This is a genomic window from Advenella sp. FME57, assembly GCF_014897675.1.
Lineage (GTDB): Bacteria > Pseudomonadota > Gammaproteobacteria > Burkholderiales > Burkholderiaceae_B > Advenella.
This window is the reverse complement of the sequence record NZ_JABUXU010000007.1, coordinates 170,077-194,595: the sequence shown is the minus strand read 5'-3', so window position 1 is coordinate 194,595 and position 24,519 is coordinate 170,077. Positions and strand designations below refer to the sequence as shown.

The 24,519-nt window shown below is 54.9% G+C and carries 21 protein-coding genes; 13 read left to right on the top strand and 8 right to left on the bottom strand.

The features are described 5' to 3' along the window. The first annotated feature begins 28 nt into the window (after positions 1–28). Complete coding sequence (locus tag INT32_RS10390; RefSeq protein WP_193088651.1) at positions 29–727, top strand: TetR/AcrR family transcriptional regulator; 699 nt, start codon at positions 29–31, stop codon at positions 725–727. Between the two features lie 33 nt (positions 728–760). Here INT32_RS10390 and INT32_RS10385 read toward each other — a convergent pair whose 3' ends face one another. The 6 genes from INT32_RS10385 to INT32_RS10360 all read right to left on the bottom strand — a co-directional run bounded on the left by INT32_RS10385 (position 761) and on the right by INT32_RS10360 (position 6,547). Beyond that, positions 761–1,036: a GNAT family N-acetyltransferase gene (locus INT32_RS10385; protein ID WP_193088650.1), complete on the bottom strand. Its 276-nt coding sequence runs from the start codon at positions 1,034–1,036 to the stop codon at positions 761–763. A 60-nt stretch (positions 1,037–1,096) separates the two neighbouring features. Then, on the bottom strand, positions 1,097–1,492 hold the full coding sequence (locus INT32_RS10380) for a hypothetical protein (RefSeq protein WP_226816869.1): 396 nt from the start codon (positions 1,490–1,492) through the stop codon (positions 1,097–1,099). Between the two features lie 276 nt (positions 1,493–1,768). Then, the gene (locus tag INT32_RS10375) at positions 1,769–3,220 is read right to left on the bottom strand and encodes a bifunctional 2-methylcitrate dehydratase/aconitate hydratase (protein ID WP_193088649.1); all 1,452 of its coding nucleotides are present in this window, start codon (positions 3,218–3,220) and stop codon (positions 1,769–1,771) included. Positions 3,221–3,259: 39 nt separating this feature from the next. Continuing rightward, positions 3,260–4,477, bottom strand: coding sequence for a 2-methylcitrate synthase (gene prpC / locus INT32_RS10370; RefSeq protein WP_193088648.1), 1,218 nt, complete (start codon positions 4,475–4,477; stop codon positions 3,260–3,262). 27 nt (positions 4,478–4,504) lie between these two features. Next, positions 4,505–5,392: a methylisocitrate lyase gene (gene prpB / locus INT32_RS10365; RefSeq protein ID WP_193088647.1), complete on the bottom strand. Its 888-nt coding sequence runs from the start codon at positions 5,390–5,392 to the stop codon at positions 4,505–4,507. Positions 5,393–5,557: 165 nt separating this feature from the next. Continuing rightward, complete coding sequence (locus INT32_RS10360; protein ID WP_193088646.1) at positions 5,558–6,547, bottom strand: malate dehydrogenase; 990 nt, start codon at positions 6,545–6,547, stop codon at positions 5,558–5,560. Between the two features lie 177 nt (positions 6,548–6,724). Here INT32_RS10360 and INT32_RS10355 point away from each other — a divergent pair, with 177 nt between their 5' ends. From INT32_RS10355 to INT32_RS10325, 7 genes are all read left to right on the top strand, one after another. After that, positions 6,725–7,480, top strand: a complete 756-nt coding sequence (locus tag INT32_RS10355) for a GntR family transcriptional regulator (RefSeq protein WP_193088645.1) — start codon at positions 6,725–6,727, stop codon at positions 7,478–7,480. Between the two features lie 97 nt (positions 7,481–7,577). After that, positions 7,578–7,991 (top strand): succinate dehydrogenase, cytochrome b556 subunit, encoded by a 414-nt coding sequence (gene sdhC, locus INT32_RS10350; protein WP_193088644.1) that lies wholly within the window; start codon positions 7,578–7,580, stop codon positions 7,989–7,991. Next, positions 7,991–8,368: a succinate dehydrogenase, hydrophobic membrane anchor protein gene (gene sdhD, locus INT32_RS10345; RefSeq protein WP_042070070.1), complete on the top strand. Its 378-nt coding sequence runs from the start codon at positions 7,991–7,993 to the stop codon at positions 8,366–8,368. Before sdhC ends, sdhD begins: the two co-directional genes overlap by 1 nt. A gap of 3 nt (positions 8,369–8,371) precedes the next feature. After that, positions 8,372–10,150 carry a succinate dehydrogenase flavoprotein subunit gene (gene sdhA / locus INT32_RS10340; RefSeq protein ID WP_193088643.1) on the top strand — a complete coding sequence of 593 codons (1,779 nt, stop codon included), beginning with the start codon at positions 8,372–8,374 and terminating at the stop codon, positions 10,148–10,150. Between the two features lie 10 nt (positions 10,151–10,160). Next, entirely contained in the window at positions 10,161–10,877 is a 717-nt protein-coding gene (locus tag INT32_RS10335; RefSeq protein ID WP_193088642.1) for a succinate dehydrogenase iron-sulfur subunit, read from the top strand. Between the two features lie 6 nt (positions 10,878–10,883). Then, positions 10,884–11,144 (top strand): succinate dehydrogenase assembly factor 2, encoded by a 261-nt coding sequence (locus tag INT32_RS10330; protein ID WP_193088641.1) that lies wholly within the window; start codon positions 10,884–10,886, stop codon positions 11,142–11,144. Between the two features lie 39 nt (positions 11,145–11,183). Next, positions 11,184–12,497 carry a citrate synthase gene (locus tag INT32_RS10325; RefSeq protein WP_193088640.1) on the top strand — a complete coding sequence of 438 codons (1,314 nt, stop codon included), beginning with the start codon at positions 11,184–11,186 and terminating at the stop codon, positions 12,495–12,497. A gap of 348 nt (positions 12,498–12,845) precedes the next feature. On the opposite strand, the gene INT32_RS10320 is transcribed toward INT32_RS10325, so the two are convergent. Beyond that, positions 12,846–13,244, bottom strand: a complete 399-nt coding sequence (locus INT32_RS10320; protein WP_193088705.1) for a DoxX family protein — start codon at positions 13,242–13,244, stop codon at positions 12,846–12,848. Further along, complete coding sequence (locus tag INT32_RS10315; RefSeq protein ID WP_193088639.1) at positions 13,241–15,523, bottom strand: NADP-dependent malic enzyme; 2,283 nt, start codon at positions 15,521–15,523, stop codon at positions 13,241–13,243. Before INT32_RS10315 ends, INT32_RS10320 begins: the two co-directional genes overlap by 4 nt. Positions 15,524–16,103: 580 nt before the next feature. On the opposite strand from INT32_RS10315, the gene INT32_RS10310 reads away from it, so the two are divergent. From INT32_RS10310 to INT32_RS10290, 5 genes are all read left to right on the top strand, one after another. Continuing rightward, the gene (locus tag INT32_RS10310; protein WP_193088638.1) at positions 16,104–18,980 is read left to right on the top strand and encodes a 2-oxoglutarate dehydrogenase E1 component; all 2,877 of its coding nucleotides are present in this window, start codon (positions 16,104–16,106) and stop codon (positions 18,978–18,980) included. A 33-nt stretch (positions 18,981–19,013) separates the two neighbouring features. Beyond that, positions 19,014–20,255: a 2-oxoglutarate dehydrogenase complex dihydrolipoyllysine-residue succinyltransferase gene (odhB, locus tag INT32_RS10305; protein ID WP_193088637.1), complete on the top strand. Its 1,242-nt coding sequence runs from the start codon at positions 19,014–19,016 to the stop codon at positions 20,253–20,255. Between the two features lie 92 nt (positions 20,256–20,347). Next, positions 20,348–21,778, top strand: a complete 1,431-nt coding sequence (lpdA, locus tag INT32_RS10300; protein ID WP_193088636.1) for a dihydrolipoyl dehydrogenase — start codon at positions 20,348–20,350, stop codon at positions 21,776–21,778. 180 nt (positions 21,779–21,958) lie between these two features. Beyond that, positions 21,959–23,050, top strand: coding sequence for a cell division protein ZapE (zapE, locus tag INT32_RS10295; protein ID WP_193088635.1), 1,092 nt, complete (start codon positions 21,959–21,961; stop codon positions 23,048–23,050). A gap of 24 nt (positions 23,051–23,074) precedes the next feature. Next, a complete protein-coding gene (locus tag INT32_RS10290) occupies positions 23,075–24,481 on the top strand; it encodes a tryptophan--tRNA ligase (RefSeq protein WP_193088634.1) in 1,407 nt (468 codons plus the stop codon). The last annotated feature ends 38 nt before the right edge of the window (positions 24,482–24,519 follow it).

Genomic DNA, 24,519 nt, shown 5'->3' with positions numbered 1-24,519 from the left:
TTCCTACCCAGCCCTTGGTAATCCTGTAATGAAAACTGATTTTGAAAACTTTAAAGAAGAGCTGAGCTTGACCAAGGCGGAGATATGCCGTCAGCTTTATGTCCAACACACCGACATGATCCGGATAAAGAAAGAACATGTGGCCGTCAAGAATCTGATCAGGATTATTGATTCGACCCTGCGTCTGGCGTCCACGAAGGGATTTCACGCAATGACCCTCAGAGACCTGTGTGCAGATTCCGGATTCAGTATCGGTGGCTTGTACGCTTATATTCGCAATAAAAATGATTTGCTGGTTTTGATTCAGGGGCACGGGTTTATGCTGACTCGCAGTACCCTGCGCAAGAGTATTGGTGATATAAGCGACCCGTTTGAGCGATTGCGTGCCGCCGTCTCGGCCCATCTCTTTTTAAGCGAAATTATGCTGCCCTGGTTTTACTTTTCATTTATGGAAGTAAAAAGCCTGCCCAAGGCGCAAATGAAAACGGCGATCGCGGTCGAACAGGAAATCGAAGACATTTTCTTTGACATTATCGACAATGGGGTGCGCCAGGGCGTTTTCAGAAACGATAATCCCAGGCTTCTAGCGTCTATGATAAAGGCGATGATGCAGGACTGGTATCTGAAGCGACGCAAGCATCGCAATCAGTCGATCACCGTGAGTCAATATGCAGATTTCATGATCGATATGCTGGCCTGCAGTCTGAAGGTGGCGCCGCGTTCCTGAACGGATCGCAGCGATCACTTGCCGCCCTTTGAATCAGGCTCGAAGCGGCTGCAGTTCCGGATGGCGCTGGAAATAGCCTGCCGTATAGCTGCAGACCGGATTGATTTTCCAGCCATTATCGCGCGCCAGGTCCAGGGCAAACTCGGTCAGTCGGCCCGCAATGCCTCGCCCGCCGACAGCATCGGGCACAATCGTGTGCAGTATATGCATGACCTGGGCCTGCAGCCGATAGTCAATGTAGCACAGGCTGTTTTCAACGGTGGCTTCGATACGGCCCGCTTCGGGCCTGTGGGTGATCTGCAAGGTCATCGGCAATCCTTTTTTATGGGCGGTCGTGAGCGCTGTGGTGCTGCGACGGCGTAGCGGGTTTTACTGTTTGGCCGTAAGCATCAAGCCCCAGAATATAATCATCAACACAATACCCAACAGGCATGCGCCCCACAGGCCGAGCAACGGCCAGCGAATGCGCAGCGGAACAGTTTTGGGGTTGACATGCGCCAGCAGGATATTGGCGTGGCCGGCAAGCCATACCGTGCTGTTGGGCAGAAATAGACGCAAAAAATAATCCAGCAAAATCGCCCCCCTGATCCCCAGCGGATAGCGGTTAAACGGTTGTTGCGTCAGATAGGGGTGTTTAAGCAGGGCATTGGTCTCCTTGAGCGAGACAAATGCCAGATACAAAATAGAGGCAACGGCGATAACAAGACAGGCGACCAGCAAGCTCAGGATAAACGGCAGCGCCGTCGCGATATAAGGATGAAACATGGCAGGCAAATGGGATGACAAAAAGTGAATGACGAATCTATTAATAGTAAGCGAATTTGCCGGTAAGCAGGGTATGCAGGTGGCCCATTGGTGATATTTCCTGCTGGCGCAGCGTGTTCGCCAAATGATACCCGCCTGCCGGGGCGGCCTCAGGTGGCAGGAACAGCAGCAAAAACGGCATCCCGAAGGATGCCGTGAGCGAGGCCTGTGCTCACCGGGCGTCGCAGGGTGGGAAGGCGCCTTGCCGCAGTTTATCGTCCCGGTGCGCGAACCAGTTTAAATGACATACATGTCCACATATTCGTGGACCGGCATGGCTTCGAGGGTTTTCTGATCCAGCGAGACAGCCAGGATGTTCTCCTGTTGCTTGCCTGGAAACACCCGTGCCAGGTTGATACGGAATTTGGCTTCCAGCAGCGGGATGCCGTCTTTACGGCGGCGCTTGTGGCCTATCGGGTATTCACAGACCACTTCATCCAGCTTGCTGCCGTCGTTGAACTCAATCGTCAGGGCATTGGCGATAGAGCGTTGTTCAGGATCATGATAGTCATGCGTGAATGCAGGATCCTCGACACATTCGATTTTCTCGCGCAATGCGTCAATGCGCGGGTCGGCAGCGATGCCATCTTCGTAGTCGCCGGCAGTGAGGCGACCGAACAGCACGGGCACGGCGACCATGTACTGAATGCAGTGATCGCGATCGGCCGGATTGTTCAGCGGCCCTTTCTTGTCGATGATACGGATACACGCTTCGTGGGTACGGATCGTGATTTTCTTGATATCGTCGGCGGTCTTGCCGGCGGCTTTGAGCTGATCATGAATCTGCATGGCGCATTCAACGGCGGTCTGCGCGTGAAATTCAGCCGGGAACGAGATCTTGAACAGCACGTTTTCCATGACGTAACTGCCATAGGGGCGCTGGAATTTGAACGGCTGCCCTTTGAACAGCACATCATAAAAGCCCCAGGCTTTTGCCGTCAGGACCGATGGATAACCCATCTCGCCTGTTTTGGCGATCAATGCCAGGCGTACGGCGCGGCTGGTGGCGTCGCCGGCAGCCCAGGATTTGCGGCTGCCGGCATTGGGGGCGTGGCGATAAGTGCGAAGGCTTTGACCATCCACCCAGGCCAGCGAGACGGCGTTGATGATTTCGTCGCGAGTCAGACCGAGCATTTGCGCAACCACGGCCGTCGACGCCACTTTGACCAGAACGACATGGTCCAGGCCCACTTTGTTGAACGAATTTTCAAGTGCAATGCACCCCTGGATTTCGTGAGCCTTGATCATGCCTGTGAGCACTTCACGCATGGTCAGCGGCGTCTTGCCAGCAGCCACTGCATTGCGTGAGAGCCAGTCAGCCGTAGCCAGAATGCCGCCCAGGTTGTCCGATGGGTGGCCCCATTCTGCGGCAAGCCAAGTGTCATTAAAGTCGAGCCAGCGTATCATGGTGCCGATATTGAATGCAGCCTGTACCGGGTCCAGCGCAAATTGCGTGCCCGGCACCTTGGCGCCATTGGGTACCGTGGTGCCGGGCACGATGGGCCCCAGCAGCTTGCGGCATGCCGGGTATTCAAGCGCTTCCAGGCCGCAGCCCAGCGTATCGATCAGGCAGTTGCGAGCAGTTTCATGCGCAATATCGCTGCTGATTTCATAATTGACAACGTAGTCGACAATATCGACAAGTACCTGATCGGGCTCAGGACGAACATTTGAAATATGGCTGGACATATGGCGACCTGTAAAGCAAGATGAATAATTCGATTGTGATTATTTGCGTTTGGACAGCGGCACGAATTTCTGATCGTCCGGACCGGTGTAGTTGGCGGTTGGCCGGATGATCTTGTTGTCGATGCGTTGTTCAATAATGTGAGCTGACCAGCCTGCTGTGCGCGCGATGACGAACAGCGGGGTAAACATCGACGTGGGAATGCCCATCATGTGGTAGGACACCGCTGAGAACCAGTCCAGGTTCGGAAACATTTTTTTGATGTCCATCATCACTGTTTCCAGTCTTTCGGCAATATCGAACATTTTGGTGGTGCCCGCATTCTGGGACAGTTTTTTTGCCACCCGCTTGATCACGACATTGCGCGGGTCGGATATGGTGTACACCGGGTGACCGAATCCGATAATCACCTCCTTGTTTTCTACACGCTTGCGGATATCGGCTTCAGCCTCGTCAGGCGTGTCATAGCGTTTCTGCACTTCAAAAGCCACTTCGTTGGCGCCGCCATGTTTTGGACCGCGCAGCGCGCCGATGGCGCCGGTGATCGCAGAAAACATATCCGAACCCGTGCCGGCAACGACACGTCCCGTAAATGTAGAGGCATTGAATTCATGCTCTGCATACAGGATCAGCGACGTGTGCATGGCGCGAACCCATTCTTTGGACGGCGTCTGGCCATGCAGCAGATGCAGGAAATGTCCGCCGATGCTGTCGTCGTCCGTCTGCACATCGACGATGCGGCCGTTATGGCTGAAGTGATACCAGTAGAGCAGGGCAGAGCCCAGGCTGGCCATCAGCCGGTCGGCGATATCGCGGGCGTCAGCCAGGTTGTGATCGTCCTTCTCGGGCAGGGTGCAGCCCAGGACCGAAACGGCAGTTCGCATGACATCCATCGGATGACTATGGGCGGGCAGCGATTCAAGCACTGTTTGCAGGTTGGCCGGCAGGCCACGATAACGTTTGAGCTTCTGTTTGTAGGCGGTCAGTTCAGCCTGTGTAGGCAGTTTGCCATGGATCAGCAGGTGAGCGATCTCTTCAAATTCACTGGAGTCGGCCAGATCAAGAATGTCATAACCCCGGTAATTCAGGTCGTTACCGCTGCGGCCGACCGTGCAAATGGCCGTGTTGCCCGCTACAACGCCGGACAGGGCGACCGATTTTTTCGGTTTGAAACCGGCAGAATTGTCTGCGGTAGCCGCTGCGGCGGGTGCGCTGGCGGTTTTGCTGGCTTTTGCTGGCTTGGTAGCTTTTGTAGACATGGTGTTATCTCCTGACTAATTGAAGTGTTATTTTTTGCTGGCGAACAGGGCGTCAAGTTTCTGTTCAAAATCGTGGTAGCCGATGCGATCATAAAGTTCATCGCGCGTCTGCATCTGGTCGATGACATTTTTCTGGTGACCATCGCGGCGGATGGTGGTGTAGACGTTCTCTGCCGCCTTGTTCATGGCGCGGAAAGCCGACAGTGGATACAGTACCATACCCACGCCGACGCTGCCGAGTTCTTCTACGGTAAATAGCGGCGTCTGGCCGAACTCGGTAATGTTTGCCAGCAGCGGCACGCTGATGGCGCTGGCGAATTTTTCATAGGTGGGCAGGTCATAGACCGCTTCGGCAAAGATACCATCGGCGCCGGCCTCAACGCATTGGATGGCGCGCTCGATGGCGGCGTCAACGCCGTCAACGGCAATGGCATCGGTACGGGCAATAATGAAAAATTCGCTATCGGTTCTGGCGTCTGTGGCTGCCTTGACGCGATCGACCATTTCGCCGGTGGTAACAATTTCTTTTCCCGGACGATGGCCGCAGCGCTTGGCGCCGACCTGGTCTTCAATGTGGCAGGCGCCGGCGCCAAACTTGATCAGGCTTTTTACGGTGCGTGCAATATTGAATGCCGAAGGTCCGAAACCGGTGTCGATGTCGACCACCAGGGGGGTATCGCACACATCGGTAAGGCGACGTACATCGATGAGCACGTCATCCAGTGTGTTGATGCCCAGATCCGGCAGGCCCAAGGAACCCGCGGCAACGCCGCCGCCGGACAGGTAGATGGCTTTGAAGCCGGCGCGTCTGGCCAGCAGGGCATGATTGGCGTTGATGGCGCCGATAATCTGTAGTGGTTTTTCTTCGGACAGGGCCTGGCGAAAGCGGGCGCCTGCGGACGCAATGGTTGACATACGGTCTCCGGATAGAAATGATATGCAGATCATTATCTGCGCATTTGCGGCCGAACACCGTCCTTCAGAAGATCATTGTCACCGGCTTTGGAGCGCTTTCGTGTTTGGGTCGCGGTACTATTAAAAAAATAGCCACGACACCGTGGCTATTTGTGTATCAATGGATCAACCCAGCAGATCGGCTACGCCGTCGCGCTCTTCGAGCAGCTCGTTAAGGGTAAAGTCCATGCGTTCACGGGAAAATGCGTTGATTTCCAGGTCTTTGACAACCGTGTATTCACCGTTTTCCGTAATGACTGGCACGCCGTAGATAATGCCTTCGGGAATGCCATAAGAGCCGTCGGACGCTACACCCATGGTGACCCATTTGCCGTTGCTGCCCAGGACCCAGTCACGGACGTGATCAATGGCTGCATTGGCTGCTGACGCAGCAGACGACAGGCCACGAGCTTCAATGATGGCGGCACCGCGTTTACCCACGGTAGGGATGAACGTGTCTTTGTTCCAGGCATCGTCGTTGATGAGTTTTTCCAGGCCTTCTCCACCAACGGTGGCAAAGCGGATGTCAGGGTACATGGTGGGAGAGTGATTGCCCCAGACCACCAGTTTTTCGATATCCTTGACTGCCTTGCCGGATTTTTGCGCCAATTGGGTAAGCGCACGGTTGTGGTCCAGGCGCAGCATTGCGGTGAAGTTCTTCGCGGGCAGATCCGGCGCAGATTTCATGGCAATATAGGCGTTGGTATTGGCAGGGTTGCCGACAACCAGCACTTTCACGTTACGGCTGGCCACTTCATTCAGGGCCTTGCCCTGTGCTGTGAAAATCTGGGCATTGACCTTGAGCAGATCCTTGCGCTCCATGCCGGGGCCGCGTGGACGTGCGCCAACCAGCAGGGCGATATCGGCATCTTTGAATGCGGTCTTGGGGTCGCTGTGAGCGGTAATTTCCTGCAGCAAAGGAAAGGCGCAGTCATCCAGTTCCATGATGACCCCTTTGAGGGCCTTTTGCGCTTTTTCGTCGGGGATTTCCAGCAGTTGCAGAATAACAGGTTGGTCTTTACCGAGCATCTCGCCTGATGCAATGCGGAAAAGCAAAGCGTAGCCGATCTGACCGGCGGCGCCCGTGACGGCGACGCGTACGGCGGGTTTGGACATAGGGATCTCCAATAAAATAAGGGAAAAAAACGAGTGTATTTGAAGTGATTTTAACGCTAAAGCTTAGTAGAAATCTGCGGTATCGTCAAATTGTCTTATAACTTATATCTTATATAAGAATAGACAATTCTGCTTGCAATATGAGATAATAAACAGGTTTTAATTTGTTCACAGAACATGTCTGAAATCCCAACCCCCTCGTTGAAATCGTCTGCTGCGGCATTCAGCCCTTTGTACAAACAGATCAAAGACCTGCTGGTCCACAGTTTGCATGAAGGCGAATGGAAGCCGGGCGAGAGCATCCCCAGCGAACTTGAACTGGCAGCACGCTTTCAGGTTAGCCAGGGCACAGTGCGCAAGGCAATTGACGAGCTGGCGGCCGAGAATCTGCTGATTCGTCGTCAGGGCAAGGGAACATTTGTTGCTACGCACCATGAAGCGCAGGTTCGCTATCGTTTTTTAAGGTTAAAATCCGATAGCGAAGGAAATGCGGCGCGTGCCCAAAGTGTCTACCTGCAGTGCAGTCGCCAGCGTGCGACGCAGGATGTGGCCCGTGTGCTTTTGCTACGCGGCAGCGACTCGGTGATTTATATCCGGCGAATCATGTCCTTTGGTGCGGTTCCCACGGTGCTTGATGAAATCTGGCTCCCAGGAGAGGGATTCAAGGGGCTGAGCATTGAAAGGCTTCAGGCAATGAACGGTCCGCTATACGGGTTTTTCGAGACGGAATTCGGTGTAAACATGGTTCGCGCCGATGAAAAACTCAAGGCCGTGGCCTGTGACGCCGAAACCGCCGAGCTGCTCAAAGTCGAGCAAGGTACGCCGCTGCTGCAGGTTAATCGCGTTTCCTACACCTATGGGGACAGGCCCATGGAGATTCGCCGCGGTTTATATGTTACAGAACATTATCATTATCGAAATGGTTTAAACTAATTCGATCAGAAAGTGCGGGGACCGGACAGCGGTTCTTCGCCTTTTTACGTGCGTTTTTTATTTTTAATTTGTTGTAGTTTGTTTCCTAGAGGCCGTTATGTCAGACACCCCGTCAAAACAGCGCCCGCAATATCGTAATATTGATATTGCCCAGATTACAAAATACCACCTGCCGGCTGCTGGCAAAGTGTCTATTTTGCATCGAATCAGTGGCGCTCTGCTTTTTCTCAGTCTTCCCATCATTCTGATCCCGCTTTTTGCAGCCAGCGTGGCTTCGCCGGAAAGTTTTGCATCGTTGGGCAGTGGGGCGGGTGGTTTCATTCTCAAGCTGATCCTGCTGGTTTTGCTGTGGGGCTTCATGCATCATCTGTGCGCAGGCATCCGTTATCTGGTTCTTGATCTGCATATCGGTATCGACAAGGTCTCGGCACAGAAAAGCGCCGCTGTGGTAATGGGAGTCAGCCTGGCGCTGACCCTGGTGTTCGCCGTTAAAATGTTTGGAGCGATCTGATGGCCAAGGAACTGGTAGGTACTAAGCGGCTGGTTGTGGGTGCCGGCTACGGTATCAAGGATTTCATCGTGCAGCGTATTACAGCCGTGATTCTGGCTGTGTATTCAGTCATTTTCCTGATTGCAGCGCTGTTTACCCCCATTAACTACGAATCCTGGAAGGGTTTCTTTACGTTCTCCTGTTGGGGCCTGCCCGTCGGGCAGATTGCCGCAACGCTGGCTTTTTTCTCGCTTGCCTGGCATGCGTGGATCGGCGTGCGCGATATCTGGATGGATTACGTCAAACCCGTAGGTGTCCGACTGACGTTGCAGGTGCTCACTATCCTGTGGCTGATTGCCGCCGTCCTGTATTTCGCAAAAATTGTCTGGAGTTTATAAGCCGTGGTCGCTATCAATTCATCATTACCGCGCCGCCAGTTTGATGTAGTGGTTGTAGGTGCCGGCGGGTCCGGTATGCGCTGCTCCCTTCAATTGGCTCAGGCCGGATTATCCGTCGCCGTCCTTTCCAAGGTTTTTCCAACCCGTTCCCATACGGTAGCCGCGCAGGGCGGTATCGGTGCTTCGCTGGGCAATATGAGCGAAGACAACTGGTACTGGCATATGTACGATACCGTCAAGGGATCCGACTGGCTGGGCGACCAGGATGCCATCGAGTTCATGTGCCGTCAGGCGCCCAATGCCGTTTACGAACTCGAACACTTTGGCATGCCGTTCGACCGTAATGCCAATGGCACCATCTACCAGCGTCCTTTTGGTGGTCACACCGCCAACTTCGGCGAAAAGCCCGTACAGCGCGCCTGTGCCGCAGCTGATCGTACCGGACACGCGCTACTGCATACCTTGTATCAGCGCAACGTTGCCGCGCGCACCCAGTTCTTCGTTGAATGGATGGCGCTGGATCTGCTGCGCAACGAGGCCGGCGATGTCGTGGGTGTCACCGCGCTCGAAATGGAAACCGGTGAAATCTATATTCTGGAAGCCAAGGCTGTCGTGCTGGCTACCGGTGGTGCCGGTCGCATCTGGCAGGCTTCCACCAATGCCTTCATCAATACCGGCGATGGCCTGGGCATGGCTGCCCGCGCCGGCATCTGTCTGCAGGACATGGAATTCTGGCAATTTCACCCCACCGGCGTAGCCGGCGCCGGCGTACTCATTACCGAAGGGGTGCGCGGCGAAGGCGGTATCCTGTTGAACAAGGATGGCGAGCGGTTCATGGAGCGTTATGCGCCAACCCTGAAAGATCTGGCGCCGCGCGATTTTGTGTCGCGCTCAATGGATCAGGAAATCAAGGAAGGCCGCGGTTGTGGTCCTGATGGCAGCTACGTGGTACTCAAACTGGATCACCTTGGCGCAGATGTCATTAACAAACGCCTGCCTTCCATTCGCGAGATTGCCATCAAGTTCGGCAACGTGGATCCGATCAAGGAACCTATTCCCGTGGTGCCTACCATCCATTATCAGATGGGCGGCATTCCGGCCAACTATCATGGCGAAGTGGTTACCTGGGAAAACGGCGAAGAGAAAATCGTTAACGGCCTGTATGCGATTGGCGAATGCGCTGCCGTCTCCGTGCACGGCGCCAACCGCCTGGGCACCAACTCGCTGCTGGACCTGGTGGTCTTTGGTCGTGCAGCAGGCAACCGGATTGTAGAGTCGCATCTGGAGCGCCAGATGTCGCATCAGGATCTGCCAAAGGCATCGCTGGACTTCTCACTGTCACGCGTTAATGAACTGGAATCGCGTACGAACGGTGAAAAAGTACAGGACGTGGGCAACAGCATTCGCGCGTCCATGCAGCGTCACTGCGGTGTGTTCCGTACCCTCGAATTGCTCAAAGAAGGTGTCGGCCAGATAGACGAACTGGCCGAACAGGCCAAGCACGTCAAGTTTGATGACAAATCCAAAGTCTTCAACACGGCGCGCGTCGAAGCCCTGGAACTGGCCAATATGACTGAAGTGGCGCGTGCCACGATCCAGTCGGCAGCGAATCGTACAGAAAGCCGCGGCGCACATGCCTTGAATGATCACCCTGAGCGTGACGACGTGAACTGGCTCAAGCATACATTGTGGCATTCTGCGGATAACCGCCTGGAGTACAAACCAGTGCATATGAAGCCGCTGACCGTCGAGTCGTTCCCTCCAAAAGCACGTACATTCTAAGCAGAGTATTATGAGCACAAAACGTATCATGAAATTCGAGATTTATCGCTACGATCCTGACAAGGACGAGCGTCCCTACATGCAGAAACTGGAAGTGGAACTGGAACCGACAGACAAGATGCTGCTCGACGCCATTATCCGCATCAAGAATGACGTTGATGACAGTGTGGCCATCCGCCGTTCCTGCCGCGAAGGCGTATGTGGCTCCGACGCCATGAACATTAATGGCCGAAACGGTCTGGCATGCACGACCAATCTGAACGAGCTCAAAGAGCCGATTGTTCTGCGCCCATTGCCCGGTCTGCCGGTCATTCGCGATCTGATCGTCGATATGACGCACTTCTTTAACCAGTATCACTCCGTGCGCCCGTATCTGGTCAACGATACGCCGCCGCCGGAAAAAGAACGCCTGCAATCGCCCGAAGCCCGCGAAGAACTCGACGGTCTGTATGAATGCATTCTGTGCGCATGCTGCTCCACGTCCTGTCCTTCATTCTGGTGGAATCCTGACAAATTTGTCGGCCCTGCCGGATTGCTTCAGGCTTACCGGTTTATTGCAGACAGTCGCGACGAGGATACCAATGCCCGTCTTGACAATCTGAATGACCCATACCGTTTGTTCCGTTGCCATACCATTATGAATTGCGCCGATGTATGTCCGAAAGGACTGAATCCGACCAAGGCAATTGGCAAAATCAAGGAACTGATGGTTCGTCGTGCGGTCTGATCAAAGATGACCACACTAACCGAACTGGAACGGGCGCGTCTTCGCTGGCGTGCCCGCCGGGGACTGCTTGAAAACGATCTGATCATTACCAAATTTCTGGATCGTTATGAACAGGAGTTGACTGACGAGGATGTCTCGTCACTCACCCAGCTTTTTGAACTTGATGACAACAGTCTGCTTGATATTCTTCTTGACCGCGCCAATCCGGAAGGTATCTATGATACGCCTAATATACAACGCCTTATCGACTTGATGCGGCAGGGATAGCAGGCAGACCGAAGTCTGGTTTTTTCTTAAGGATGTTAAATGAACCTCTCTGACAAGAAAGCGATTCTGAGCTTTTCAGATGATTCTACGAAGATTGAGCTGCCTATTTACAAGGGCACGGTAGGACCGGATGTAATTGACATCCGCAAGCTGTACAGCCAGACCGACATGTTTACCTATGATCCCGGCTTCATGTCCACAGCGGCCTGCGAATCGGCCATTACCTATATTGACGGTGAAAAAGGCGAATTGCTGTACCGTGGATTCCCTATAGAGCAACTGGCAGTCAAGTGCAGTTTCCTGGATATCTGCTACCTGGTCCTGAACGGCGAGTTGCCCAACTCAGCACAGAAAGAAGAGTTTGACCAGACAGTAACGCATCACACAATGGTCAACGAGCAGCTGCATTTTTTCCTGCGTGGCTTTCGCCGTGACGCCCACCCGATGGCTGTGCTGACCGGCCTGGTTGGTGCGCTGTCTGCGTTCTATCATGATTCTACAGATATTAACAACCCTGAGCATCGTCACATTTCAGCTATTCGTCTGATCGCGAAAATGCCGACGCTGGTGGCCATGGCATACAAATATTCTTTGGGCCAGCCTTATATCTATCCACAGAATAACCTGTCCTACACAGGCAACTTCCTGCGCATGATGTTCGCTACGCCTTGCGAAGAATACAAAGTCAACGATGTGGTAGAGCGTGCGCTTGACCGCATTTTCATTCTGCATGCCGATCACGAGCAGAATGCGTCTACGTCGACTGTGCGGCTTTGCGGTTCTTCAGGCACCGATCCGTTTGCGGCGATTGCTGCCGGCGTGGCTTGCCTGTGGGGCCCCGCTCATGGTGGCGCCAACGAAGCCTGCCTGAACATGCTGGAAGACCTGCAAGCTAACGGCGGTATCGACAAAGTGGGCGAGTTCATGGAAAAAGTGAAGGACAAAAACTCAGGCGTGCGTCTGATGGGTTTTGGCCATCGCGTATACAAGAACTACGATCCTCGCGCCAAACTGATGCAGGAGACCTGCAAGGAAGTGCTCGAATCACTGGGTCTGCAAGACGATCCATTGTTCAAGCTGGCGATGGAAGTCGAACGTATCGCCCTGGAAGATCCTTACTTCGTCGAGCGCAAGCTGTACCCGAACGTCGATTTCTACTCAGGTATCGTGCAGCGCGCCATCGGCATTCCCACATCGCTGTTCACCGCGATTTTTGCGCTGGCTCGTACAGTGGGCTGGATTGCGCAGTGGAACGAAATGTTGTCTGATCCTGATTACAAAATCGGCCGCCCACGCCAGTTGTATACCGGCTACTCGGCTCGTGATGTTGGCAATATCGAGACCCGCAAATAATTCTTGCGTGTTGCTTGTCGAAAAAAACCGCAGATATTCGGTCTGCGGTTTTTTTTCGTCTGTCTGTTTGTGTTCGTTCCGCTGTCGCTCATCTTATGCGTTTTGCTCTTATGTATTTTGCCAGCAGGGCGACGCCTGCCGTGAACGGCCGTTCTGGATGGGACGTTGAGCGTGTGATCTTGCGTTGGCCACGTGTGCCGTGGTGCTGATTGCGCCGGCCATGCCTGACACAATCGGACCATGAAAAAAATCGGGGCGCGAAAAAAAGCCGAACCACGGTGGTGATTCGGCTGGCTGGCGGCGAGACCCTGCTATCGCTTATGCAGACAGCAGGTTTTGCGTGCCGTACTAGTTGTTGTACGGGCTATTCATGCTGAAACGGCCAGCGCCGGCAAAAAAGACGGCGACAGCGGTAAACAGGAAGAAGTATTGCGTTTCCAGTCTGAGTGCGCCGTTGCCCGTCACCATGAACAGCTGGCCGCTATGCGCCAGCATAATGGCGACGATCATGTTGATCGCAATCAGCACTGCGGCAATACGCGAATAAAGGCCCACAATCAGCAGGATCGGCGCAATCACTTCGCCAATGTAAACGGCATAACCCAGCCATCCGGGCAGGCCGGTAGAGGAAACCATGCCGATAATTCCGCCGATGCCGTGTTGCACCTTGAAGATGCCGTGCATGAGCAGGAGAATGCCAAGTGTCAGGCGCAGCACCAGTTTTGACAGATCGTCCGAGCGCATTATTTGGACTCCCCAAGCGTATCAACGACGGCCAGCGCTGTCATATTGACGATGCGCCTTGTGGTCGTGCTGGTGGTCAGGATGTGCACCGGCTTGGCAGCGCCCAGCAGGATCGGTCCCATGGCAATGCCATGGCTGCCGGTCATTTTCAGCATGTTGTAGGTAATATTGCCGGTATCCAGATTTGGCATGATCAACAGATTGGCGCGACCGGTCAGGCTGGAGTCGGGATAGGCGTCCAGGCGGATGCGTTCGGACAATGCTGCATCGGCATGCATCTCGCCATCCACCTCTAAGTCTGGACGGCGCTGTGCGATCAGGCGGCGGGCCGAGGCCATCTTGCGCGACGAATCCGAAGGACGGCTGCCGAAATTGGAGTGCGACAGCAAGGCGATTTTGGGCTGAATGCCAAAGCGGATCATTTCATCGGCAGCCTGGATCGTAATGTCTGCGACCTGTTCGTCGGTCGGATCTTCGTTTACATGAGTATCACAAATGAACAGGGTCTGGTCAGGCAGAATCAGCACGTTCATCGCCGCATAGGTGGTCACGCCTTCCTTCAGGCCAATCACTTCCGACACATATTTGAGCTGGTTGTCAAAGCGGCTGCCAACGCCGCAGATCATGGCATCGGCGTCGCCGCGCTCCATCAGCAAGACACCGATCAGGGTATTGTGCTTGCGTACCATGGCTTTTGCCACATTGGGCGTGACGCCATCACGACCTTTGATCTTGTAGTAAGCCGTCCAGGTTTCGTTGAAGCGTTCGTCGTCTTCGGGGTTCACCACTTCCATGTTGGTGCCGGCCGCCAGGCGCAGCCCCAGTTTCTTGACACGCATTTCGATCACGGCAGGGCGTCCGATCAGAATCGGATAGGCCAGCTGTTCGTCGATGACCGTCTGCGCTGCGCGCAATACACGCTCGTCTTCGCCATCGGCATAGACCACGCGTTTCGGTGGGGTGGTGCGTGCCTGTTTGAATAGGGGACGCATCAACGGCCCTGAGCGATACACGAAGCCCAGCAGTTGCTGGCGATAGGCATCCATGTCTTCGATCGGACGGGTTGCGACACCCGATTCCATGGCCGCCTTGGCAATGGCCGGCGCAATCTGGACGATAAGCCTGGGGTCAAAAGGCTTCGGAATAATATATTCGGGGCCAAAGCTCAGATCCTGTCCTTCGTAGGCCAGTGCGACTTCATCGCTTGGCTCGGCCTGTGCCAGCTCGGCAATGGCCTGTACGCAGGCCATTTTCATTTCTTCGGTAATGCGGGTGGCACCCACGTCCAGCGCGCCGCGGAAGATAAAGGGGAAGCAAAGAACGTTATTGACCTGGTTAGGGTAATCAGAGCGGCCGGTCGCGATAATGCAGTCCGGGCGTACTGCTTTGGCGTCTTCGGGACGGATTTCAGGGTCCGGGTTGGCCAGGGCCAGAATCAGAGGCGAGGGCGCCATGGTAACAACCATGTCCTGTTTCAGTACATCCTTGGCCGAGCAGCCCAGGAATACATCGGTGTCGCGCATCACATCGGCCAGGGTCCGGTCATCTGTTTTCTGTGCGTAACGCGCCTTGTTCGGTTCCATGTTCTGGTCGCGACCTTCCCAGATTACGCCGCGAGAGTCTACGACATAGATATTCTGGCGAGCAACGCCCAGATTGACCAGCAAATCAAGGCAGGCAATCGCGGCCGCGCCGGCGCCGGAACATACCAATTTGATCTTGCCGATGTCCTTGCCGACGATTTTCAGGCCATTGAGAATGGCGGCCGAGGAAATAATGGCCGTGCCATGCTGGTCATCGTGGAATACCGGGATTTTCATGCGTTCGCGCAGTTTTTTCTCGATATAGAAGCATTCCGGCGCCTTGATGTCTTCCAGATTGACACCGCCCAGCGTGGGTTCCAGCGCGGCGATAATATCTACCAGCTTGTCGGGATCGTTTTCGGCCAGTTCGATATCAAATACGTCAACGCCGGCAAATTTCTTGAACAGGCATCCTTTGCCTTCCATGACCGGCTTGGAGGCCAGCGGGCCGATATTGCCCAGTCCGAGCACTGCAGTACCGTTGGTGATGACGCCGACCAGATTGGCGCGCGAGGTGTATTTTGATGCAGCCATATCGCCATCGGCAAAAATGGCCATGCATGCCGCCGCGACGCCGGGCGAATAGGCCAGCGACAGGTCATCCTGGTTGGCCAGCGGTTTGGTCGGAGTAACGGAAATTTTGCCCGGTGTCGGATAGGCGTGGTAATCCAGGGCAAGTTTGTTACGGTCGTGACTCATGGTTTTTATCCTTAAGGTTCAACAATATTGTTATGCTCATTGCTATGCTTGAATCGCAGTTTCGATATGATAACGCCGATGCCCGCGTTCCGGCGGCAACTTGGCCCCTGCGGCTGCAGGCGGCAACTGCCCCGACCCGCGCTTGGGGCGTTGCCGATTTCTGTTGGCGTGGCTATCAACCTGGCGCTGCTCCTGGTTAGCGGGCAGGGCAGTGGCGGCTATTCACTGGATGGCCAGGGAACAGGATGCAGCGACCCGTTCATCGAAACGGTCAACCGCCAGTTTGCTCTTTACGCTTTGCCAGACAATTGTGGCAAAGCCGGGCTACCGCTTTCATGGCGTGGGTCGTTAGCAACGAATTATCAAAATATACCAAGCACAATCGATTGAAACCGGTAATTTCTTGCATAATCGAAAAAGTTCCTTGGATTAAGCCTTCCCGATGGTTATACTTTAATGCATTGGCTATCAAGGCTATGTTATGTGCCTTCTGCCCGCTATCCGCAACTCGGTCTAGCCGTAACCCGGAAGGTATACCTGCATCTCAAAGGGTGAAACACCCGCAACGGTGAAGCGATTTATGACGACGGAAACTGAAAAAAAATCTACCTCTTATTTATTTGGGAGTAATGCTCCCTACGTTGAAGAACTGTACGAAGAGTACCTGACCAATCCGGCTGCAGTGGCTGACCACTGGCGCGACTATTTTGATCAGCTTCAGCATGCACCTGCCACAGACGGGGCCCAAAGCACCCGGGACCAGAGCCACTATTCTGTTGTCACTTCCTTTGCCCAGCGCGCCAAGGCCAACGCCTTTGCTCAAGCTGCACGGGGAGGCGCGCCCACCCTGGAGGTGGCCAGCAAACAGCTTCATGTCCAGTCATTAATCGCTGCCTATCGCACCCTGGGGGTGCGCTGGGCCCAGCTTGATCCGTTGAAACGCCGTGAGCGTCCCGAAATTCCAGAACTCGATCCCGCCTTTTACGGCCTGAACGACGCCGATCTGGACCAGGTGTACTCTGCCACCAATACTTATTTCACGAAACAAGGCACCATGACCTTGCGTGAAATCCTCAACTCCCTGCGTGATACCTATTGCGGCGCTGTCGGCGTCGAGTTTATGCATATGTCCGATCCCAAGGCCAAGCGCTGGGTTCAGGAACACCTGGAGTCTACTCATGCCAACGGCTCTTTCGATGGCGACACCAAGAAACGCATTCTGCAGCAACTGACCGAAGCCGAGGGGCTGGAGCGTTTCCTGCACACGAAATATGTGGGGCAGAAGCGCTTTTCACTCGAGGGCGGTGAAAGCTTTATCGCTGCTATGGACGAGGTGGTCAACCACGCAGGCGATCTGGGCGTTCAGGAAATTATCGTGGGCATGGCTCACCGTGGCCGCCTGAACATGCTGGTCAACATCATGGGCAAAATGCCCGGCGACCTGTTTGCCGAGTTTGAAGGCAAGCATGCTGAAGGCCTGACCGATGGCGATGTGAAGTATCACAATGGTTTTTCCAGCGATCTGTCCACTCGCGGTGGCCCGGTTCACCTTTCCCTGGCATTTAACCCTTCGCATCTGGAAATTGTTAACCCGGTTGTGGAAGGAAGTGTGCGGGCTCGTCAGGAACGCCGTGCCGACCCGCTGGGGCAGCAGGTGTTGCCTGTGCTGGTGCACGGTGATGCGGCCTTTGCTGGCCAGGGCGTGGTCATGGAAACGCTCAATATGGCGCAGACACGCGGCTACGGCACCGGCGGTACCCTGCATATCGTAATTAACAACCAGATCGGCTTTACCACATCTGACCCGCGCGACTCACGTTCAACGCTTTACTGTACCGATGTAGTAAAAATGATCGAAGCACCGGTCTTTCACGTGAATGCCGATGATCCCGAAGCCGTGGTTTTCGCAACACGCCTGGCGCTGGACTACCGCATGGAGTTTAACCATGACGTGGTTGTAGACATCATCTGCTACCGTAAATTGGGTCATAACGAGCAGGATACGCCGTCGCTGACGCAGCCGCTTATGTACAAGAGCATTGGCGCGCACCCCGGCACGCGCAAAATCTATGCAGACAAACTGACCGCGCAGGGCGTATTGGCTGATGGCGAAGGCGAAGAGTTCGTCAAAAACTATCGCCGGCTAATGGAAGACGGCCAGAAAACCGTCGAGCCCGTTCTTACCGACTACAAAAACAAATATTCCATTGACTGGACGCCGTTTCTGGGCGCCAAGTGGACAGACAGTGCCGATACGGCTGTGCCGCTGGCCGAACTCAAACGTATTGGCGAGCGCATTACCACTGTGCCAGACACCTTTACGCCCCACAACCTGGTGAAAAAACTGCTCGCCGACCGCCGTGCAATGGCAATGGGCGAGCAAAACCTGGACTGGGGCATGGGCGAACATCTGGCGTTAGCGACGCTGGTGGCATCGGGCTATACCATCCGTATTACGGGCCAGGATTCGGGACGCGGCACCTTTACGCACCGCCACGCTGTATTGCATGATCAGAAACGTGAGCGCTGGAACGATGGCACCTATATTCCACTGCAGAATGTCTCCGATTCCCAGGCGCCGTTCACGGTCATCGATTCAGTGCTGTCCGAAGAGGCGGTACTGGGTTTTGAGTACGGCTATTCTTGCTCCGAGCCAAACACTCTGGTTATCTGGGAAGCGCAGTTCGGCGATTTTGTCAACGGTGCGCAGGTTGTGATTGACCAGTTCATCAGTTCAGGCGAAGCCAAATGGGGACGCCAGTCCGGTCTGACGCTGATGCTGCCGCACGGCTACGAAGGTCAGGGACCAGAGCACTCTTCGGCACGTATCGAACGCTTTTTGCAACTGTGCGCCGACCATAACATGCAGTGTGTGCAGCCAACGAATGCCGCACAGATTTTCCATCTGCTGCGTCGCCAGATGATTCGGCCATTCCGCAAGCCGCTGGTGATCTTCACGCCAAAATCACTGCTGCGTAACAAGGACGCAACCTCACCGCTGAGCGATCTGGCCTCCGGCGAATTCCATCCTATCCTGAGTGAAATCGACAGCAACCTTGACGGCAAGAAAGTCAAGCGCGTGCTGGTGTGCTCAGGCAAGGTTTACTATGATCTGATGAACGCACGCAAGGAACGGGATGCCAGTCACGTTGCGATCCTGCGGGTAGAGCAGCTGTATCCGTTTGCACACAAGTCGTTTGCCAGTGAGCTGGCCAAGTACCCGAATGCGACGGAAGTCGTTTGGGTACAAGACGAGCCTCAGAATCAGGGACCATGGTTCTATATCCAGCACCACCTGTATGAAGATATGTCGTCCGGACAGCGCCTGGGTTATGCCGGACGTATCGCTTCGTCCTCTCCTGCGGTTGGCTATATGGCCAAGCATATTGAGCAGCAAAAAGCCTTGGTGGAACAGGCTTTTGCGCCCAAGCTCAAAGGGTTCATTCTGACCAAGTAAGCGGTCTAATTACAATTTTACGGATTATCGAAAATGGCTATTATTGACGTTGTAGTTCCTCAGCTCTCCGAATCGATCTCAGAGGCGTCCCTGCTTGAGTGGAAAAAGAAAGTAGGCGAAGCTGTAACTCAGGATGAAACCCTGATCGAAGTCGAAACCGACAAGGTCGTTCTGGAAGTGCCTGCACCGGCCAGTGGCGTGCTAACTGAAATCGCCCAGGGCGATGGCAGCACGGTCACTTCAGGGCAGTTGCTGGCAAAAATTGACACCGAGGCAAAAGGCGCAGCAGCTGCGCCTGAAGCCGCCGCTGCTGCGCCTGCGGCCCAGCCGGCTGCTGCCGAGCCTGCCAAGGCCGAAGCCGCCCCAGCCAAGGCCGCCGAAGCCAGCAAAGGCAGTGCAGGCGTTGCATCTCCCGCCGCCAGCAAAATCCTGTCTGAAAAAGGTATTGCTGCTGGTGACGTAGAGGGTTCTGGTCGTGATGGTCGTGTGACCAAGGCCGACGCCGCCGCTGCCTCTGGCAAACCCGCAGCGCCTGCCGCATCTGCTGGCGCCGCGACCAGCCTGTCTCTTGATGGCCGCCCGGAACAGCGCGTGCCAATGACTCGCCTGCGTGCGCGTATAGCCGAGCGCCTGATCCAGTCGCAGCAGGAAAACGCCATTCTCACGACTTTCAACGAAGTCAACATGAAGGCAGTGATCGATCTGCGTAATGCCTACAAAGATCGCTTTGAAAAAGAACATGGTGTGAAACTGGGCTTCATGTCCTTTTTCGTCAAGGCTGCGGTTGCCGCATTGAAAAAATATCCGTTGCTCAACGCCTCTGTCGATGGCAAAGATATTATCTATCACGGGTACTTTGATATCGGTATCGCGGTCAGCAGCCCGCGCGGTCTGGTGGTGCCTATTGTGCGCAATGCAGACCAGCTGTCTTTTGCCGAAATTGAAAAAACCATTGCGGAGTACGGTGTTAAAGCCCGCGAAGGCAAAATCAGCCTGGAAGACCTGACTGGCGGCACCTTCTCCATTTCCAATGGTGGTGTCTTCGGTTCCATGCTGTCCACTCCCATCATCAATCCACCGCAGTCTGCCATCCTGGGCGTTCACGCCACCAAGGACCGCCCTGTGGTAGAGAATGGTCAGGTGGTCATTCGTCCGATCAACTTCCTGGCCATGTCATACGATCACCGTATCATTGATGGCCGCGAAGCGGTGCTGGGTCTGGTTGCCATGAAAGAGGCGCTGGAAGATCCGCAACGCCTACTGCTGGAACTGTAATCGACGCAGTCTGAATGCGCCCCTTCGCGGGGCGCGCGTTTTTCATAGGATGCGTGCAAGCGCATCTGCTCTATCGAAATCAAGAGAAAATTATGTCTTCACAATTTGACGTTGTCGTAATTGGTGCCGGTCCTGGCGGCTACATTGCAGCGATTCGCGCTGCGCAGCTGGGCAAAAAAGTTGCGTGTATTGATGCCTGGGCTGATGAGGCCGGCAATCCCAAACCAGGCGGCACTTGCACCAATGTCGGCTGCATTCCGTCCAAAGCCCTGCTGCAATCGTCCGAGCATTTTGAACAGGCCAACCACCATTTTGCCGAGCATGGCATTGAACTGGGCAGCGTCAAGCTCAAACTGGAAAACATGATCGGTCGCAAGGACACGGTTGTCAAACAGAACAACGACGGTATTCTATATTTGTTCAAAAAGAACAAAGTCACTTTCTTTTCCGGCGTAGGTGCGTTCGATGGCAAGGCCGAAGACGGCAGCTGGAAAATCAGCGTCACTGGCAAGAAAGCGGAAAGTCTGACCGCGACCCATGTGATCGTGGCTACCGGTTCGGTCGCACGCGCCTTGCCTGGCCTGCCTTTTGACGAAAAACAGATTCTGTCCAATGATGGCGCCCTGCGTATTGCTGGCGTGCCCAAGAAACTGGGCGTGATTGGCGCTGGTGTGATCGGTCTGGAAATGGGTAGCGTCTGGCGTCGCCTGGGCGCCGAAGTGACCATTCTGGAAGCCATGCCTGAATTTCTGGGTGCAGCCGACGTCCAGGTGGCCAAGGAAGCGCAGAAAGCATTTGCCAAACAGGGTCTGAAAATTGAAACCGGCGTCAAAATCGGCGAGATCAAATCCACAGCCAAGACAGTCACCGTACCCTATACCGACGCCAAGGGCGCCGAACAGTCGCTTGCAGTAGACAAACTGATTGTCTCTATTGGTCGGGTGCCTTTTACCGGCAACCTGAACGCGGACAGTGTCGACCTGCAATTGGACGAGCGCGGGTTCATCAGCGTTAACGAAGAATGCAAGACCAATCTGCCAAACGTCTGGGCAGTGGGTGATGTGGTGCGCGGCCCGATGCTGGCGCACAAAGCCGAAGAAGAGGGTGTTGCCGTTGCCGAACGCATTGCCGGTCAGCACGGCCATGTCAACTTCGATACCATCCCCTGGGTCATCTACACCTCTCCGGAAATTGCATGGGTCGGCAAGACCGAACAGCAACTGAAGGCAGAAAAACGCGAAATCCGCACAGGCAGCTTTCCATTCCTGGCCAACGGCCGCGCCCGTGCTTTGGGCGACACGACCGGCTTTGCCAAGGTGATTGCCGATGCCAAGACAGACGAGGTGCTGGGCGTGCATATTATCGGCCCCATGGCTTCGGAATTGATTGCCGAAGCAGTCACCATCATGGAATTCAAAGGCGCCTCTGAAGATATCGCGCGTATTTGCCATGCACATCCCACCTTGTCCGAAGCGCTCAAGGAAGCCGCACTGGCCGTTGATAAACGTGCCCTGAACTTCTGATCGGCACACCATGTTGAATACGGCAAGGGCACCCGTGTTGACCGGTGCCGGCCGTCAGTCTGATATATCCGTATCGGGCAATCCGGGGTGCCACTGGCACCCCGGCCTGTTCCTGCGGTACGATCCTATCGGTCTGTCTGGCCTGCCATCAATCCGAATTGATTCGAATCGACCTGCTTCATGAACGTACTGCAATATTACGAAAAGACCCTTGCTGAGCGCGGCTATCGGGCCGATGAGGCCCAGCAGCGGGCCATTGCTCGTCTGCAGGTTTTTGCCGACGAACTGGTTGCCTATCAGCAGGAGCTGGGCAAACCCTTCCGACGGTTTTTTCGCAAGCCCGAGCCACCGCGCGGCGTGTACATGTGGGGCGGGGTCGGTCGCGGCAAAAGCTTTCTGATGGACTCGTTCTTCATGACGGTTCAGATCGAGCAAAAGACGCGGATCCATTTTCATGAGTTCATGCGCAGCGTCCACCACCAGTTGCAGGCGTTGCGTGGCAAGAGCGATCCGCTGGACGAAGTGGCGCGCATCATCAGCGACAAGTACAAGCTGATCTGTTTTGATGAGTTCCATGTCTCGGATATTGCAGATGCCATGATTCTATACAAGCTGCTGCTCAATCTGTTTGACAATGGCACCAGCTTTATCATGACTTCCAATTATGAGCCATCGACACTGTATCCCGACGGCTTGCACCGTGACCGGATCCTGCCGGCCATTGCCCTGATCCAGAAACGCATGGATGTGGTTAATGTGGACACGGGCATCGATTACCGTCAACGGACGCTGGAACAGGTACGCATGTACCTGACGCCGCTCAATGATGAGATCCAGGCGCAATTGCAGCAAGCGTTTGACAGTCTGGCCGAAACGGCGCCCCAGGATACGCATCTGCATATCGAGAACCGGATGATCCGGGCCGTGGCGGTCGCCGGATCGGTGGTATGGTTCAGTTTTGCGGAACTGTGCGGCGGACCGCGGTCACAGAATGACTATCTGGAACTGGCCAATCGCTATCAGACGATCATTCTTTCCGGCGTGCCCCGCATGATGCCCCGGCACTCGTCCGAGGCCCGGCGTTTTACCTGGCTGATCGATGTCCTGTATGATCACCATGTCAAGCTGATCATGTCGGCCGAATGTCCTCCCGAGGAACTGTATACCGAAGGCGTGTTGGCCAATGAATTTCATCGGACCGTGTCCCGTATTACCGAAATGCAGTCCAAAGAGTATCTTGAGTCAGAAAGACGATTGTCGGTGAAACTTTAATACTATTGCAGTTGGAAACAGAATATGAGTGCTGAACAAACTTCCCCGACCAATGGCGCAAGCCGGAATGTGCGCGTATTGACGGGCATTACCACATCCGGAACACCGCACCTGGGCAATTATGCGGGCGCGATCCGGCCGGCCGTTGCGGCCAGCCGCCAGCTCAATGTCGATGCCTTCTTTTTTCTGGCCGACTATCATGCACTGATCAAATGTGATGACCCGCTACGCGTGGCCAGTTCACGCCTAGAAATTGCCGCGACCTGGCTTGCGGCAGGGCTGGATCCCGACAAGGTCACCTTCTATCGACAGTCGGATGTGCCGGAAATTCCGGAATTAAGCTGGATATTGACGTGCATTACGCCCAAGGGCCTGATGAATCGCGCCCATGCTTACAAGGCATCGGTGGATCAGAATGTGGCCCGCAGCGTTGAACCTGATGACGGGGTGAATATGGGGCTGTTCTCTTATCCCGTATTGATGGCCGCCGATATTCTGATGTTCAATGCCAACCGCGTGCCGGTCGGTCGTGACCAGATCCAGCATCTGGAAATGGCGCGCGATATCGCACAGCGCTTTAATCACCAGTACGGGGCAGGGCGGGATTATTTTGTGCTGCCCGATGTACAGATTGACGAAGACGTGGCGACGCTGCCCGGCCTGGACGGCCGTAAAATGTCCAAGAGCTACAACAACACCATTCCGCTTTTCGAGGGCGGCGCCAAGGCATTGTCAAACGCCATTTCGCGGATCGTGACTGACTCACGCGCGCCTGGTGAAGCCAAGGACGCCGATGCTTCCCATCTGTTTCTGATTTACAAGGCGTTTGCAACACCCCAGGACACAGAAAATTTCCGGCGCGAACTGGCTGATGGCATGGGCTGGGGCGATGCCAAGAAAAAACTGGCAGCACATCTGGAAACCATTGTGGCGCCGATGCGCGAACAGTATGTCGCGCTGATGGACAACCCCGAGCGGATTGAAGATGTTTTGCAGGCGGGCGCTGCCAAGGCGCGCAAACTGGCAGTCCCGTTCATGCAGCAAATTCGTGAGGCCGTAGGCTTGCGCAATGGGACACGCGTAAAAAGCGCGGCGCCAGTGAAAAAGAAAAATGGCAAAACGGCCCGATTTATCAGTTTTCGTGATGAAGACGGTGCCTTCCGCAGTCGTCTGGTTTCGGCCGATGGCGATACGCTGCTATTGTCAGGCGCCTATGCTGAGCCCAAACAGGCCGGGCAGTTCGCATCGCAACTGCTGTCACTGGATCTGCGCTCGCTGATCCACCGCAATCCCGACTACAGCGTCACTGTCGTGCTGGACGAGCAGGCGGTGGGTTCGAGCCCGGCCATGCAATCGGATATGGAGCGCGAAGCGCTGATTGTGCGTTTGTTGCAGGCTGTCGAGTCGCTGGCGCCTGCCGGCGACGCTTAGTCGCTCGGCCGTATGGCCTGGCAGTAGCAGCAAACGCA